The organism is Caulobacter sp. (assembly GCF_039596335.1).
Lineage (GTDB): Bacteria > Pseudomonadota > Alphaproteobacteria > Caulobacterales > Caulobacteraceae > Caulobacter.
Genome location: NZ_JBCNJZ010000002.1, coordinates 470,647 through 485,155, shown reverse-complemented (window position 1 = coordinate 485,155; position 14,509 = coordinate 470,647). Strand labels below are relative to the sequence as shown.

At 67.1% G+C, this 14,509-nt stretch carries 18 protein-coding genes and 1 pseudogene; 5 read left to right on the top strand and 14 right to left on the bottom strand.

The features are described 5' to 3' along the window. Nucleotides 1–12: 12 nt before the first annotated feature. Together ABDW31_RS06370 and ABDW31_RS06365 are read right to left on the bottom strand one after the other, a co-directional pair. Nucleotides 13–441, bottom strand: a complete 429-nt coding sequence (locus ABDW31_RS06370; RefSeq protein ID WP_184715610.1) for a DUF350 domain-containing protein — start codon at nt 439–441, stop codon at nt 13–15. A gap of 91 nt (nt 442–532) precedes the next feature. Then, a complete protein-coding gene (locus ABDW31_RS06365) occupies nt 533–982 on the bottom strand; it encodes an SRPBCC domain-containing protein (RefSeq protein ID WP_184715608.1) in 450 nt (149 codons plus the stop codon). Nucleotides 983–1,032: 50 nt separating this feature from the next. Between ABDW31_RS06365 and ABDW31_RS06360 the strand changes: the two genes are divergently transcribed. Then, a complete protein-coding gene (locus tag ABDW31_RS06360) occupies nt 1,033–1,362 on the top strand; it encodes a helix-turn-helix domain-containing protein (protein ID WP_184715606.1) in 330 nt (109 codons plus the stop codon). Here ABDW31_RS06360 and ABDW31_RS06355 read toward each other — a convergent pair. Then, nucleotides 1,359–2,750, bottom strand: a complete 1,392-nt coding sequence (locus ABDW31_RS06355; protein WP_184715604.1) for an amino acid permease — start codon at nt 2,748–2,750, stop codon at nt 1,359–1,361. The genes ABDW31_RS06360 and ABDW31_RS06355 overlap by 4 nt on opposite strands. Nucleotides 2,751–2,806: 56 nt before the next feature. Beyond that, complete coding sequence (locus tag ABDW31_RS06350) at nt 2,807–3,982, bottom strand: cyclopropane-fatty-acyl-phospholipid synthase family protein (RefSeq protein ID WP_184715602.1); 1,176 nt, start codon at nt 3,980–3,982, stop codon at nt 2,807–2,809. Nucleotides 3,983–4,110: 128 nt separating this feature from the next. On the opposite strand from ABDW31_RS06350, the gene ABDW31_RS06345 reads away from it, so the two are divergent. Next, a complete protein-coding gene (locus ABDW31_RS06345) occupies nt 4,111–5,394 on the top strand; it encodes a hypothetical protein (RefSeq protein ID WP_221444601.1) in 1,284 nt (427 codons plus the stop codon). Here the strand turns inward: ABDW31_RS06345 and ABDW31_RS06340 are convergent. From ABDW31_RS06340 to ABDW31_RS06330, 3 genes are read right to left on the bottom strand one after another with little or no spacing between them, the layout of a single operon-like run. Next, nucleotides 5,391–5,864 carry a hypothetical protein gene (locus ABDW31_RS06340; RefSeq protein WP_184715600.1) on the bottom strand — a complete coding sequence of 158 codons (474 nt, stop codon included), beginning with the start codon at nt 5,862–5,864 and terminating at the stop codon, nt 5,391–5,393. The genes ABDW31_RS06345 and ABDW31_RS06340 overlap by 4 nt on opposite strands. A 19-nt stretch (nt 5,865–5,883) precedes the next feature. Next, on the bottom strand, nt 5,884–6,534 hold the full coding sequence (locus ABDW31_RS06335; protein WP_184715598.1) for a lysoplasmalogenase: 651 nt from the start codon (nt 6,532–6,534) through the stop codon (nt 5,884–5,886). Further along, the gene (locus ABDW31_RS06330) at nt 6,531–6,947 is read right to left on the bottom strand and encodes a YkvA family protein (protein ID WP_184715596.1); all 417 of its coding nucleotides are present in this window, start codon (nt 6,945–6,947) and stop codon (nt 6,531–6,533) included. Before ABDW31_RS06330 ends, ABDW31_RS06335 begins: the two co-directional genes overlap by 4 nt. Nucleotides 6,948–7,003: 56 nt before the next feature. Between ABDW31_RS06330 and ABDW31_RS06325 the strand changes: the two genes are divergently transcribed. Next, complete coding sequence (locus ABDW31_RS06325; RefSeq protein ID WP_184715593.1) at nt 7,004–7,786, top strand: SDR family NAD(P)-dependent oxidoreductase; 783 nt, start codon at nt 7,004–7,006, stop codon at nt 7,784–7,786. A gap of 54 nt (nt 7,787–7,840) precedes the next feature. Here ABDW31_RS06325 and ABDW31_RS06320 read toward each other — a convergent pair whose 3' ends face one another. The 3 genes from ABDW31_RS06320 to ABDW31_RS06310 all read right to left on the bottom strand — a co-directional run bounded on the left by ABDW31_RS06320 (nt 7,841) and on the right by ABDW31_RS06310 (nt 9,629). Then, nucleotides 7,841–8,428: a hypothetical protein gene (locus ABDW31_RS06320; RefSeq protein WP_184715591.1), complete on the bottom strand. Its 588-nt coding sequence runs from the start codon at nt 8,426–8,428 to the stop codon at nt 7,841–7,843. Between the two features lie 117 nt (nt 8,429–8,545). Next, the gene (locus ABDW31_RS06315; RefSeq protein ID WP_184715589.1) at nt 8,546–9,178 is read right to left on the bottom strand and encodes a LysE family translocator; all 633 of its coding nucleotides are present in this window, start codon (nt 9,176–9,178) and stop codon (nt 8,546–8,548) included. A 43-nt stretch (nt 9,179–9,221) separates the two neighbouring features. Further along, a complete protein-coding gene (locus ABDW31_RS06310; RefSeq protein ID WP_184723556.1) occupies nt 9,222–9,629 on the bottom strand; it encodes an MAPEG family protein in 408 nt (135 codons plus the stop codon). A 171-nt stretch (nt 9,630–9,800) separates the two neighbouring features. Between ABDW31_RS06310 and ABDW31_RS06305 the strand changes: the two genes are divergently transcribed. Continuing rightward, the gene (locus ABDW31_RS06305; RefSeq protein WP_184723553.1) at nt 9,801–10,001 is read left to right on the top strand and encodes a KTSC domain-containing protein; all 201 of its coding nucleotides are present in this window, start codon (nt 9,801–9,803) and stop codon (nt 9,999–10,001) included. A gap of 24 nt (nt 10,002–10,025) precedes the next feature. Here ABDW31_RS06305 and ABDW31_RS06300 read toward each other — a convergent pair. From ABDW31_RS06300 to ABDW31_RS06285, 4 genes and pseudogenes are all read right to left on the bottom strand, one after another. Beyond that, a pseudogene (locus ABDW31_RS06300) lies at nt 10,026–10,109 on the bottom strand (hypothetical protein); the annotation flags it as partial. Nucleotides 10,110–10,201: 92 nt separating this feature from the next. Then, the gene (locus tag ABDW31_RS06295) at nt 10,202–11,428 is read right to left on the bottom strand and encodes an argininosuccinate synthase (protein ID WP_184715587.1); all 1,227 of its coding nucleotides are present in this window, start codon (nt 11,426–11,428) and stop codon (nt 10,202–10,204) included. A gap of 84 nt (nt 11,429–11,512) precedes the next feature. Next, nucleotides 11,513–11,875, bottom strand: a complete 363-nt coding sequence (locus tag ABDW31_RS06290) for a hypothetical protein (protein WP_343698430.1) — start codon at nt 11,873–11,875, stop codon at nt 11,513–11,515. A 3-nt stretch (nt 11,876–11,878) separates the two neighbouring features. Beyond that, nucleotides 11,879–13,870 (bottom strand): potassium transporter Kup, encoded by a 1,992-nt coding sequence (locus ABDW31_RS06285; RefSeq protein WP_184715583.1) that lies wholly within the window; start codon nt 13,868–13,870, stop codon nt 11,879–11,881. A gap of 198 nt (nt 13,871–14,068) precedes the next feature. Between ABDW31_RS06285 and ABDW31_RS06280 the strand changes: the two genes are divergently transcribed. After that, nucleotides 14,069–14,509 carry an Rrf2 family transcriptional regulator gene (locus ABDW31_RS06280; protein WP_184715581.1) on the top strand — a complete coding sequence of 147 codons (441 nt, stop codon included), beginning with the start codon at nt 14,069–14,071 and terminating at the stop codon, nt 14,507–14,509.

The following is a 14,509-nucleotide window of genomic DNA, read 5'->3' as shown; positions in this document are numbered from 1 at the left end:
CCGTCTGGACGATCAGCCCGCCACGGCGGCGGCGAGGATCAGGGCGGTGGCCAGCTTGGCGCCGACCAGCAGGGCGGCGGCCGAGATCTCGCCCTCCTGGATGCGCTCGGGCAGGCCCTTCAGCACCATGTCGGTGACCCGGAACACCAGCAACTGCACGGCAATGGTCGCCGCGCCCCAGATGGCGATCTCGATCACCGAGGTCGAGGCCTTCAGCGACACCGACAGCGGGATGGCCAGGCCGACCATCACCCCGCCCAGCGACAGGGCGGCCGCCGAGTTGCCCTCGCGGATCAGGGTGATTTCCTTGTGCGGGGTCATCAGGGCGTACAGCGCCGTGCCCAGCACCAGCATGACCAGGGTCACGCTCGCGTGCAGCAGGGTGACCGGGAAGCCGGTGGCGAAGGCCTGGACCTCGGGCGACTGAAGCTGGGACTGCATACGCGGACGACCCCGAAAAATCTGCGGAGCCCTGACTAACACGGCTCGATGAGATTTGCGTAGGGGGCGCCCGCGCCGGGAGAGTCAAAGCCTACTTGTAGAAGCCTTCGCGCAGGTTCAGGCCGTGCTCGACGAACACCTTCATGGCGCACAGCATGCCGGTCCAGCCCTCGCAATTGCCGAAGGCGGCCTTCTCGCCGGCCGGGGTGTCGCTCCAGCCCGCCTCGTGGATCTTCACCAGAGTGCGGCCATCGCCGGTGTCGGCGAAGGTCATGGTCACTGTGGTGCTGTAGGTCGCGTTCGGCTCGGCCGCGCCCCAGCGCAGAACGATCTTCTCGTTGGTCACGACCTCGACCACCTCGACCGGGAAGGCGCCGGGGAAATCGTGGAAATCCCAGGTGACGGTCGCGCCGGTCTCGAGCCGCCCTTGGGCCCCGCCGGTGGTGAAATAGCCCGAGAGCCGCTTGGGATCGGCGACGGCCTCGAAGACCTCGGACACGGGCTTGGCGATCCGGCCGCTGACGGTGAATTCGTGCGCCATGGACAGCTCCTTCACTTGATGATCAAGACCATATGTTATAGATTTATAACATGTCAAACGAGGACGAAGCCGACCTGATCTTCAAGGCCCTGGGCCACCGGGCCCGGCGCCACATCCTGGATCTGCTGAAGGTCGAGCCGCTGACCACCGGCATGCTGTGCGCCCGCATTCCCGCGCTCGATCGCTGCACGGTGATGCAGCATCTGGGCGTGCTGGAAGAGGCCGGCCTGGTCGTGGCCGAGCGGCGCGGGCGTGAGCGCTGGAACCACCTGGACGCCCTGCCGATCCATGGTGTCCACGAGCGCTGGATCGGCCCCTACGCGGCCTATGCCGCCGGGATGCTGAGCCGGCTGAAGAAGGCGGCCGAGGAAGACGCCTAGGCGCGCAGCTTCGAGTGCTTGACCGAATAGCCGAAATAGAGGGCGCAGGCGGCCGCCACCCAGACGGCGAACAGCAGCCAGGTGTCCAGCGGCAGGCCGATGATCAGATAGGCGCAGAAAGCCACGCTCAGCGCCGGCACGACCGGGTAGAGCGGCACCTTGTAGCCGCGCGGCAGGTCCGGCTGCGTCCGGCGCAGGATGATCACCCCCAGCGAGACGATGGCGAAAGCGATCAGGGTGCCCATACTGGTCAGGTTGACCAGCACGTCCAGCGGCACGAAGGCGGCCAGCACGGCGATGAAGCCCGCCACGATCCAGGTGTTGAGGTCGGGGCTGTGGGTCTTGGGGTCCAGCCGCTGGAACACCTTGGGCAGCAGGCCGTCGCGGCTCATGGCGTAGAGGATCCGCGTCTGGCCGTACATGACCACGAGCGTGATCGAGAAGATCGAGACGATCGCGCCCACGCACAGCACCAGCGAGGTCCACGACGCGCCCGTCAGGTTGCGCAGGATCACCGCCAGCCCTGCCTCTTGCCCGGCGAAAGCGGTCCAGGGCTGGGCGCCGACGGCGGCCAGGGCCACCAGGATATAGACGCCGGTGACGATCAGTAGCGACAGCACGATGCCCAGCGGCAGGGTTCGGCGCGGGTCCTTGACCTCCTCGCCGGCCGTCGAGACCGCGTCGATGCCGATATAGGAGAAGAAGATCGACGAGGCCGCCGCCCCGACGCCGGCGATGCCCATCGGCATGAACGGCGTCAGGTTGCCGGCCTTGAAGCCGCTGAAGGCGATGACCACGAAGAACAGCAGGACCAGCAGCTTCAGGATCACCAGCACGGCATTGACGCGGGTCGATTCCTTGACGCCGCGCAGCAGCAGGATCAGGCACGAGCCGACCAGCACCACGGCCGGCAAGTTGAACACCCCGCCCGCGCCGGGGGCCTTGGCGATGGCGTCGGGCATGCGCCAGCCGAACAGGTCGACGAACATCTCGTTCAGATACTGCCCCCAGCCGACCGCGATGGCCGAAGCCGAGACGGCGTATTCCAAGAGCAAGCACGCGCCGACCAGGAAGGCGACGAACTCGCCCAGGGTGGCGTAGGCGTAGGAGTACGAGGAGCCCGACACCGGGATAGTCGAGGCCAGCTCGGCGTAGCACAGGGCCGTCAGGGCCGCCGTGATCCCCGCCAGCACGAAGGCCAGAATCACCGCAGGGCCGGCGGCGGGCACGGCCGTGGTCAGGGCCACGAAGATGCCGGTGCCGATGGTCGCGCCCACGCCCAGCATGGTCAGCTGGAACAGACCGATAGTGCGCGGCAGGGTCTCGGGAGGGTGTTCACCCTCGACCTGGGTCACCGGCTTGCGGCGCAGGAGGTCGGCCAAGCGCATGGGCGCTCCGTGGAGAAGAAATCAGGCGGCGCCTATGGACGCCGCCAGCTTTCTCGTCAACCGCGCAGCATGTAGTCCCGGGTCAGCGGCGCGGCGTCGCGCTTCTTGGCCAGCTGGATCTGGAAGACCATGTGGCCCCCGTGGCGGAAGCCCAGCTCGGCGCCGGCCAGGTAGAACTCCCACATCCGGCGGAAGCGGGCGTCGAACATCGTCGGGATGTCCGGATCAGCCATGAACCGCTCGCGCCAGATGCGGCAGGTCTCGGCATAGTGCAGGCGCAGGATCTCGACGTCGGTGATCCACAGACCCGCCTGCTCGATGGCGGTGACGATCTCCGAGAGGCCGGGGATATAGCCGCCCGGGAAGATGTATTTCTGGGTGAAGGCGTTGGTCGCGCCCGGCCCGTGCATCTTGCCGATCGAGTGGACCAGGGCCACGCCGTCCTCGTCCAGCAGCTTGGCGATGGTCTCGAAATAGGTGCGGAAGTTCGGCGCCCCGACGTGCTCCAGCATGCCCACCGAGACGATGCGGTCGAAGGTCTCGTTCAGGTCGCGATAGTCGGTCAGGCGGAAGTCGGTCTTGTCGGCCAGGCCCGCCTTGGCCGCGCGTTCTTTCGCCAACGCCAGCTGCTCGGTCGACAGGGTCACTCCCGTCATTTGGGCCCCGAAGTCCTTGGCCAGGGTCATGGAGAGACCGCCCCAACCCGAACCGATGTCCAGGGTCTTCATGCCGGGTTGGATCAGCAGCTTGCGGCCGATCAGGGCCTTCTTGGCTTCCTGGGCCTCCTCCAGCGTCATGTCCGGACGCTCGAAATAGGCGCAAGAGTACTGCATGTCGGTGTCGAGGAACCGGCGGTAGAGGTCGTTCGACAGGTCGTAGTGGTGGGCGACGTTCTTGCGCGACGCCACCCGGCCGTTGACCTGCTGGATGCGCCGCTTCAGCGCCTTGCGGAAGCGGGTCAGGGCCGAGCCGCGCTTGGGCTTTCGGCCGCCGCTCTCGCCGACGATAGTCAGCAGCTGGTCGATCGTGCCCTGCTCGAAGACGATGTCGCCTTCCATATAGCCTTCGCCGAGACCGAGGCTCGGATTGGCCAGGCGGCGCAGGCCCCGGGCGTTGATCCGGATCACCACCGGCGGCCCCGTGCCGTCGCCCGCCTTGATGACGCGACCTCCGGGCAGGTGCGCCGTCAGGTCGCCGGACTTGATCATCTTGGCAAGGAGCGTCTCGATCATCCGACCAACTTAAGGTGAAGTTCGCCGACGACAACCGGCCGGGCCAAAAACCCGTTGCGACGGCGCTAAGCGGCAGGCAACTTCCACTCAAGGATGAGCCGCGGCGGCGGCACAGGCGGGGGAAGAGCATGACGAAGATCACGGTTGGCGCGGGCTTCTCGCTTGACCTCTTCGACAGCGACCTCGGCGGCCAGGTTCCGCCGCCCGGGATCCGCACCGCAACGCGCTTCGTCTTCGACTACGGCTTCGGCGTCACGGACGAGTATGCCGGCACGGGCTTCACCTATGACGCCAACGGCGTTCCGAACGGCGGCGTCGTGACCAGCAACACCACGTTCTACAACGGTGTCGCCGGCTTCTGGATGACGGACTTCTCGATCTCGGTGGCCGCCGCCGTCGGCTTCCTCCAGACCGGCAACTCGAACGGTCTCCTGGAGATCGTTCTGGGCGGCGCGGACCAGATCAATGGCGGCGAGGACGATGACGCCATCCGCGGCTTCGGCGGCGCGGATATCCTGAATGGCGGAGGCGGCGACGACGTCATCTACGGCGACGCGGGCAACGACATCCTGGACGGCGGCGCCGGTGTCGACACGGCGGGCTTCGCCGGCGCGGTCGCCAACTACCGGATCACCAAGACCGGCTCGACCTGGGTGGTGACCGACACACGGGTCAACGGCAATCAGGGTACGGACACCCTGACCAATATCGAGCGGGTGAAGTTCGACGACCGCACCCTGAACCTGGCCTCGACCAGCGCCCAGATCGACACCGCGGCGGCCAACATCCTGCGCACCACGGCCACGGAAACCTCGCTGCTGGTCGCCAACGGCGCCAAGACGGTGGGCCAGGGCATCGCCGACCTGATCGCGGCGGCCGACGGCACCACGACCGTGGCCACGCTGGCCTATCAGTTCTTCACCGGCAAGATTCCCAGCACGATCGGCATCGACTTCCTGGTGTCGGCCACCGGCCCCAACCCCAGCAACCTCAACAGCGAAGCCTACGCCAAGTTCAACGTGGTCAACCGCTTCATCAATTTCTCGGCCAATCTGGGCAAGTACGGCGAGGCCAAGGACAGCTTCGCGGCCAAGTACGGCGACATGACCCTGGCCGAGGCGACCAAGAGCGCCTACGCGACCATCTTCGGCGGCACGCCGACCGACGCCAAGGTCGCCCAACTGCTGGACGGACGGATCGATTTCCTGGCCAGCTTCACGGGCGATGGCCCTACCGGTATTGGCACGAAGGCGGCCATGGTCGGGTTCCTGCTGGCGGCGGCGGCCACCGAGAATGTCGGCCTGTACGCCAAGGCCAGCGACGCCTTCCTGACCGACCTGGCCGACGGCGCCAGCTTCGCCATCGACCTGGTCGGCGTCTACGGCAAGGCCGAGTACGCCTACAGCGGCTAAAGCTTCCGCAGCTCGGGGCAGGCGTCGGGCTCGGCCGTCCAGCTGATCGACGCCACCTTCCAGGCGCTCTCCGGCGTGACCCCACCCGTCTTGACCAGCGTAAAGACCTGCATGCCGCAGTGAACGGTCTTGCCGTCCTTGGTCAGCTCAAACGGGCCGGTGACGGTGGCCAGGTTGGTGTGGCGGACGATCAGGGTCGACCACATCCACTCCTTCAGACCCGGCGGCACGGCCTTGCCGAAGCTGTCCTCGAAGGCGGTGCGGCTGATCTTGCTGGTCCCGTCGGGCTGCGGCCGCACACTGGTCAGCTGGGCGCCCGGCAGGGTCACCGCGCGCAGGGCCTCGGGACTGCCGGCGGCCATGCCGTCGAAGAAGGCCTGGGTCACGGCCAGCACCGCGCGGTCCTCGGGGTCGGCCGGCGGCGGGGTTTCGGTGGAAAGGGCCGCGGCGAACAGGACGGCGAGCAGCATGGCGAGATCCCCCTCGATGTCAGGCGCGCATCATGCCCCAGCAGATGCCGGCCTGTCCGCCCCAATACAGGAACCAGATCGTCCAGGCCGTCAGCCGCGGCGAGCCCAGCAGGCGCGCGCCCCGGAAGAGATCCTGCGACAGCACCAGATCCGACGCCATGAACGCCACAGCGCCCACCGTGGCCGGCCAGAGCGGCTCGGGCAGCAGCAGGGCCGAGGCGACCATGGCCACGATGGCCAGGGTGTAGACGATCACGGGGATCTTCAGCTTGCCCAGCGAGGTCCAAAGCGTCCGCAAGGCCAGGCCGCCCGCCATGCCCACCGCCCCGACGCCCAGCCAGTAGGATGGCTCGGGCGGCGCCTCGTAGCGCAGGAACAGCGGCACGTAGAGCAGGTGGCCGATCAGGAAGGCGCCGAGGCCGAACGGCAGCCAGCGCTTGGGGTCACCGGCCAGGAACCCGTCGCCGATCGCGCAGGCGGCCAGCGCAGCGACCAGCAGCCACGAGCCGCCGGCCAGGAACGCGGCCAGGGACAGGGCCGCCACCGACGCGGTCTTGACGACAGTCCGCAGGACCGACACCGGCTGGTGAACAAAGATCAGGCCATAGGCCAGGGCGCTGCCGGTCGCGATCGCCCACAGCAGCGGCGAGACCAACGCCCCTGGGATCATTTGGCGGAGTCGTCGCTCAGCCGGTGCAGGAAGGCCTCTGCGGCCTCCTTGTGGCGCGGCTTGATGGTCTTGCCCAGGATCGCCACCAAGGCGGCGAAGACCGCCGCGTCGTCGGTGAAGCCGATGGCCGGCAGGATGTCGGGAATGGCGTCGGTGGGCAGCACGAAATAGGCCAGGGCCGCGAAGATCATGCCCTTGGCCGCGGTCGGGGTCTCGGGATCGCGCGCGGCCCACCACACCGACAGGGCGTCGGAGGCGAACGGGACCTTGGCGGCGACCTTGCGGATCTTGGGCAGAAAGCCCTCGCGCACCTTCTCCTCGTTGACGCGCACCGTGGCCGGGACCAGCGCCTTGGCGGGATCCAGCACCTCGTTGACGTTGACGTCGGGGGACGGTTTGGCGTCGTCGCTCATCGGTCTAAACCCTTAACTCAAGCACGAACCTAAACGCGATATATGGGGAAACGTCCATGAAACTCGACAACACCGTCGCCGCCGTCGTCACGGGCGGCGCCTCGGGCCTTGGCGAAGCCACCGCCCGCGCCCTGGCCGCCCAGGGCGTCAAGGTCGCCCTGTTCGACATGAACGAAGAGCGCGGCCAAGCGGTCGCGAAAGAGATCGGCGGCGTCTTCTGCAAGGTCAACGTCACCTCGGACGCCGATGTCGACGCCGGCTTCGAGAAGGCCCGCGCCGCCCACGGCCAGGAGCGCATTCTCGTGAACTGCGCCGGCACCGGCAATGCCGCCAAGACCGCCAGCCGTGACAAGGCCACCGGCGAGACCAAGCACTTCCCGCTCGACGCCTTCGACCGCATCATCCAGATCAACCTGGTCGGCACGTTCCGCTGCATCGCCAAGTCGGCCAAGGGCATGCTGGACCTGGAGCCGCTGGAAGACGGCGAGCGCGGCGCGATCGTCAACACCGCCTCGGTGGCGGCGGAAGACGGTCAGATGGGCCAGGCGGCCTATTCGGCGTCAAAGGGCGGCGTGGTCGGCATGACCCTGCCGATCGCCCGCGACCTGATGGGCGAGGGCATCCGCGTCAACACCATCCTGCCGGGCATCTTCAACACCCCGCTGATGAACGGCGCGCCCGAAGCGGTGAAGGCGGGTCTGGCGGCCAGCGTTCCGTTCCCCAAGCGCCTGGGCAACCCCGAGGAATACGCCCAGCTGGCGGTGACCATGATCACCTGCGGCTACTTCAACGGCGAGGATGTCCGTCTCGACGGCGGCATCCGCATGGCCCCGCGCTGATCGGCGAGCCTCAAAAGGAAAGGGGACCCGGTGGGGTCCCCTTTTTTACGCGGTCTATTTCACTTCCGGCCGGACGATCGTGCTGGCCAGGTTGGCCATGATCTCGCGGGCGTCGTAGGCGCGCGGGTCCCCCTGCGGCTTGGCGCCCTTGTGCATCAGGATCTCGGCGCCGGCTTCGAAGCGTTCGACCGTGCGGATCTCGGTGCGGTTGGCGAAGAAGGGGTCACCCCAGAAGGGGTCCCAGGTGCGCCAGCCATACGGCGAGCCGTAGTAGCGCCACGACGGACGCCAGCCGCCATACGGACCCCAGCCGAAGCCCGGGCGCATGAACGGATCCGGATCGACATAGGTGCGGGCCGTGCGGTCGGTGCGGCGGTCGGCGGTTTCGAACCAGTCATAGCCGCTTTGCACGGTCACTTCGGCGGCCCGATAGAGCAGGTAGCGCTCGACGGTCTCGCGCGAGGTCAGGCTGTTGCCGGCGAAGCTGATCCGATAGCGGTCCGACTCCAGGCGCTGCTCGGAGAAGCCGCCGGTGACCGCGCCGGACGTGACGCGCGGTTGATAGGGGGTGGGGGTCGCGCAGGCGGCGAGGCCGGCGGCCACCGTCAATGCGGCGGCTAGGGCGACCTTCTTCATGGACATGACTTGCTCCTTCAAGCGGAGTCCTCGGTGTTGGACTAACTCTGGCTGGGCTTTGTGGTTTCGCCAAGGCGCCGTTTGATGCACGGGCGAAATCTCTTGATCCGCAAGGGTTGTAGACTACCCGCGGGAGACGATCAGAACGGCCGCGGTGATCAGCAGCACGCCGACCAGGATCGCGAAACCGCGGCGGAAACCCGGCTCGTTCATCCGGGTCGACAGCGCCGCGCCGCCCAGGCCGTAGGACGACATGCTGATCAGGTCCATGCCGATGGTGGCGCAGGCGAACATCGCCAGTTGCGGGGCCAGCGGCCGCTGGATGTCCAGGAACGGCGGCAGCACGCCCGAGAAGAACAGCAGCACCTTGGGATTGGCGATCTGGACCGTGAAGCCGTCGAGAAAGGCCGAGCGGCCGGCCTTGATGGTCGCCGAGGCGTGGCTCTCGACGTTCTTGATCCCGGCCCACAGCGACTTCAGCCCCAGCCAGACCAGATAGGCCGCGCCGGCCAGGGCCAGGATGTGGAAGGCCTTGGGGAACGCCAGGATCAGCGCACCCAGGCCCAGGGCCGACCCGGCGAACCAGATCAGGCTGGCGGTGTTCATGCCCAGCACGGCGACCAGGGCCGCGCCCTTGCCGCGCTCCATGCCGGTGGCGATGGCGAAAAGATTGGCCGGTCCCGGCGTGATGGCCATGACGAACATGGCGACCAGGAAGGCGCCGTAGCGGGCGGGATCGACGGGCAGATGGTCCATGGCGCGGATATAGGCCGCCGCGCCATGGACGGAAACGGTGAAGCTAGTTGCCGATCACGATCAGCACGTAGATCGCCCGGCCCAGGGCGCCGAACAGCAGGACCGCTGTGGCCAGGGCCTGAATGATGAAGCCGGCCTCACGCTTCTTCGGATCGGCGGCATAGCCCAGGGCGTAGACGACGCGGCCCAGGATCCAGACCACGCCCAAGGCCGCGGCGACCAGGTCGTTCCAGTAGATGGCGAACAGCCACAGCGACGGCAGGTAGATGACCAGCCACTCGACGGTGTTGGCCTGGACGCGAAGGTGGCGCTCCAGGGCCGGGTCGCCGGTCATGGCCGGAGCGTCGATGCCGGCCCGGCGGCGCGCGCCGGGAATACGCAGGATCATCCAGACATAGACGAGCAGCGAGACCAGGGTGACGATGGCCACCAGGGCGTGGGATTGATTCATGTGAGTTTCTCCCCGAATTGTTGTTCTAGGGAGCGACCCTAGCCGTATTCGTCCTGAGTTTGCACGCACTCCGGACGCGCCTAAACGGCTGACGAGCGCTGCTCTGGGAACCGCCTCGGGGCTCATTCGCTCCTTTAGGCAGACGATCCTCATCCGCAGGAGGCATGAGCCATGCAGGTGCAATCCACGGCGATCGCCGAGATCGGCTACACCCCCGAACACGGCAAGCTCTTTGTGACGTTCAACGACGGCGACGAATACGTCTATGTCGGCGTCCCCGAACGCGTCAGCGCCGCCTTCCTGCGCGCCCCGTCCAAGGGCCGGTTCTTCCAGCGGGTGATCCGGGATCGATACCCGTACAACCGAGTGTAGGCGTCGGATAACACCCCTATGGCCGTCATCCCGCGCTTTATGCGCGGGACCCATCTGTCCGCCGCAGGTGCGGAGCAGGATGGATCTTTCACGTACAAGCTGACCCATGGGTCCCGCGCATAAAGCGCGGGATGACGATGTGAAAAGGGCGCCACGAGTTGCCCCGCGACGCCCTTCGATAGTCGATCTTGGCTTATCGCCTAGCCGCGCTTGTCGCGCTTGGCCAGGACGCGCAGGCGCAGGGCGTTCAGCTTGATGAAGCCACCGGCGTCGCGGTGATCGTAGGCGACCTTGCCTTCTTCGAACGTCACCAGGTCCTGGTCGTACAGGCTGTACGGGCTGGTGCGGCCGATGACCGTGACATTGCCCTTGTACAGCTTCACGCGGACCTGGCCCGAGACCTTGGTCTGGCTGTAGTCGATGGCGGCCTGCAGCATCTCGCGCTCGGGCGAGAACCAGAAGCCATTGTACACCAGCGTGGCGTACTTCGGCATCAGCTCGTCCTTCAGGTGCATCGCGCCGCGGTCCAGCGTGATGCTCTCGATGCCGCGGTGGGCGGCCAGCAGGATGGTGCCGCCCGGGGTCTCGTAGACGCCGCGCGACTTCATGCCGACGAAGCGGTTCTCGACCAGGTCCAGACGGCCGATGCCGTTGTCGCGGCCCAGTTCGTTCAGCTTGGTCAGCAGGGTCGCCGGGCTCATCGCCACGCCGTCGATCGCGACGGGGTCGCCCTTCTCGAAGTCGATGGTGATGATGGTCGGGGTATCGGGCGCGTCTTCCGGCGCAATGGTGCGCATGTGGACGAACTCGGGGGCCTCGACCGCCGGGTCTTCCAGGACCTTACCTTCCGACGACGAGTGCAGCAGGTTGGCGTCGACGCTGAACGGCGCTTCGCCGCGCTTGTCCTTGGCGATCTGGATCTGGTGCTTCTCAGCGAAGTCCAGCAGGGCCTCGCGAGACTTGAAGTCCCACTCGCGCCAGGGGGCGATCACGTGGATGTCGGGCTCGAGGCCGTAATAGCCGAGCTCGAAACGGACCTGGTCGTTGCCCTTGCCGGTCGCGCCGTGGCTGACGGCGTCGGCGCCCATCTTGCGGGCGATCTCGATCTGCTTCTTGGCGATCAGCGGACGCGCGATCGAGGTGCCCAGCAGGTACTGGCCTTCGTACACGGTGTTGGCGCGGAACATCGGGAAGACGTAGTCGCGGACGAACTCTTCGCGCACGTCCTCAATGAAGATGTTCTCAGGCTTCACGCCGGCGGCCAGCGCCTTCGCGCGCGCCGGTTCGATCTCTTCACCCTGGCCCAGATCGGCCGTGAAGGTGATGACCTCGGCGCCGTACTCGGTCTGCAGCCACTTGAGGATGATCGAGGTGTCGAGGCCGCCCGAATAGGCGAGCACGACCTTCTTCACGGACTTGTCGGCCATGAGCGGGTCCTTCCGGAGAGAAACACAAAGTCGCGCGCCTTCAACGGGATCAGGACGCGCGGGTCAAGCACCAAATGGGGCGCTTTAAAGCTGCCCTTCCTCCTGCAACGTCTTGATGACGAAGCGGAGGTGGAAAAGCTGGCTGAGCGCCAGGCTGCTGGCCAGGGTGGCGCGCACCAGGAAGACGATCATCGCCTGGGTCGGGTCGGCGGTGAAGGTCGCCTGGGTCAGCGTGAACGACAGCAGCAGCACGATCGCTACGACCGGAATGGCCAGCAGGCCCACGGTCTTGGGCGCCCGCCAGGTCGGCTTGCCGGCCAGGTTCCACTGCATGGGAATGGCCACGCCCTTGGGCACCCGCTTCCAGCCGGCCTGGGCCGTGGCGGCGATGATGGCCAGAGCCGTGATCGACAGGCCGTCGCCGATGACGCGCAGCAGGGATTCCATGATCTACACCGTCACCTGGGCGCCCAGCTCGACGACGCGGCCCGGCGGGATCTTGAAGAAGTCGGTCGGGTTGGCCGCGTTGCGCATCAGGTAGATGAACAGGCGGTCCTGCCACAGCGGCATGCCGCTGTTGGCCGACGGCACGATCGAGCGGCGCCCCAGGAAGAAGCTGGTGGCCATGATGTCGAACTTCAGCCCCTGCTTGCGGCACACGGCCAGGGCTTTGGGAATGTTCGGGCTTTCCATGAAGCCATAGGTGACGGTGACCTTCTTGAGGTCGTCGTTGACCTTCTCGATCTTGACCCGGTCGTCCTCGGACACCCGCGGCGTCTCGGCCGTGCGCACGGTCAGGATGACGTTGCGCTCGTGCAGCACCTTGTTGTGCTTGAGATTGTGCATCAGGGCGACCGGCGTCATGTCCGGGTCCGAGGTCAGGAAGATCGCCGTGCCGGGGGCGCGATGCGGGGCGCGGGCGCGCAGGATCTCCATCAGGTCGACCAGGGGCACGCTGTCGCGGCGGGTCTTGGCGCTGAGGATCTGGCTGCCGCGCACCCAGGTGGCCATGACCAGGAACAGGGCTGCGCCGATGAACACCGGCAGCCAGCCGCCCGAGAAGAAGCGCAGGGCGTTGGCCGACAGGAAGGTCAGGTCCAGGGCCAGGAACGGCACGAGGAAACACAGGGCCATCGGCAGGCTCCACTTCCACATCCGGCGCATGACGATGAAGGCCATGCAGGTGGTGACCACCATGGTGCCGGTGACGGCCAGGCCATAGGCGTGGGCCAGGGCCGACGAGGTCTGGAAGGTGAACATGATGGCCAGCACGCCGACCAGCAGCATGGTGTTCAGCTGCGGCACGAAGATCTGGCCCGACTGGGTCTCGGACGTGCGGCGCACGTCCAGGCGCGGCAGCAGGCCCAGCTGGATCGCCTGCTGGGTCAGCGAGAAGGCGCCGGTGATCACCGCCTGGCTGGCGACGACCGTGGCCGCGCCGGCCAGCAGCACCAGCGGCAGGCGCAGCATCGGCGGGGCCATCTCGAAGAACCAATTCAGCTCGGGGAATGGCACGCCGGCGCGTTCCGAGGCCTCCAGCGTGGCCAGGGCGAAGGCGCCTTGGCCCAGATAGTTCACCATCAGGCAAGGCAGGACGAAGAACATCCAGGCCGAGCGGATCGGCTTCTTGCCGAAGTGACCCATGTCGGCCGACAGGGCCTCGGCCCCGGTGACGGTCAGGAACACCGCGCCCAGCACGATGAAGCCGGTGAAGCCGTGATGGGCCAGGAAGCTGACGGCGTAGTGCGGGCTGAAGGCCTTCAGGATCCCAGGCGTGTCGGCCAGGTGGGTCGCGCCCAGCACCAGCATCACCGCGAACCAGATCGCGCAGATCGGGCCAAACAGCAGGCCGACCTTGGCGGTGCCGTGGCTCTGGATGAAGAACAGGCCCAGCAGCATCGCCGTGGCGATCAGCAGCACCATCTGGTTGCTGACCCCGTGCTCCAGGGCCGGAATGGTGCGCAGGCCCTCGACGGCCGACATCACCGACATGGCCGGCGTGATCACCGCGTCGCCGTAGAACAGGGCCGCGCCGGCCACCCCCAGGGCGAAGACCACCGGCGTGCGGCGGCCGATCGCGCGCTGGGCCAGGGCCATCAGCGACAGCACCCCGCCCTCGCCCTTGTTGTCGGCGCGCATGATGAAGAACACGTACTTGATCGTGACGACCAGGATCAGCGCCCACAGGGCCAGCGACACCACGCCGTAGATCTCGCCGCGCGTCACGCCGTCGTGCGAGGCCGCCGCCAGGGCTTCCTTGAAGGCGTAGAGCGGGCTGGTGCCGATGTCGCCGAACACGACGCCGACCGCGCCCAACGCCAGGGCGAAGAAGCCATGTCCCTTGGGATCATGACCGTTCGCGGGTCCGGCGCTTTGCTGCGGAATGTCGGAAGCTTGTGTCGCGCACTCGGAGGCCGTTGCGCTGGAGGCTTCGGAAGCCATTCAATCCCTCCGGGCCGACCTCGCAAAAGGCTGTCGGCCGACCCATATCGATCAAGCGGGGCGCGATACACCCAATCGTCGCCGTGTTCAATCGTCGCCTATGTCGCTGCCTCTCCAAAAGGAAGGCGCGGCGACACGGCGGAGGTGAACGAGTTTTCAGTTGAACGCGCGGGTGACAACCTTACGTTCCCGGTCGAGATGTCCGACAGTCAGAAATTCCCCGTTGCGGCGCACGCCCTGGCCTATCTGGCGCACAAGGAGGCCTTTTCGGCCGACCGCGCCGTGGCCAGTGCGGAATTGGCCGCCTCGGTCCCGACCAATCCGGTCGTGGTCCGCCGGGTCACCGCCATGCTGGGCAAGGCGGGCCTGATCGGCGCGCGCGCCGGCGCCAATGGCGGCGCCTGGCTGCTGAAGCCGGCTGACGAGATCACCCTGGACGTCGTGCTGAAAGCTGTGAACGGATGCGCCCACTTAGGGGTCGCGCCCAAGGGCGTGAAGGGCTGCCCGGTCGGTGAGAAGATTCCCGACGCGGTCCGCGCGGCCATCACCGCCGCCGACCGCGCCGCCCATGAGCGCCTGGGCCAGATCACCGTCGCCGACCTGCTGCACGGCGCGCACGAGGCGGTCGCCGCCGGCTAA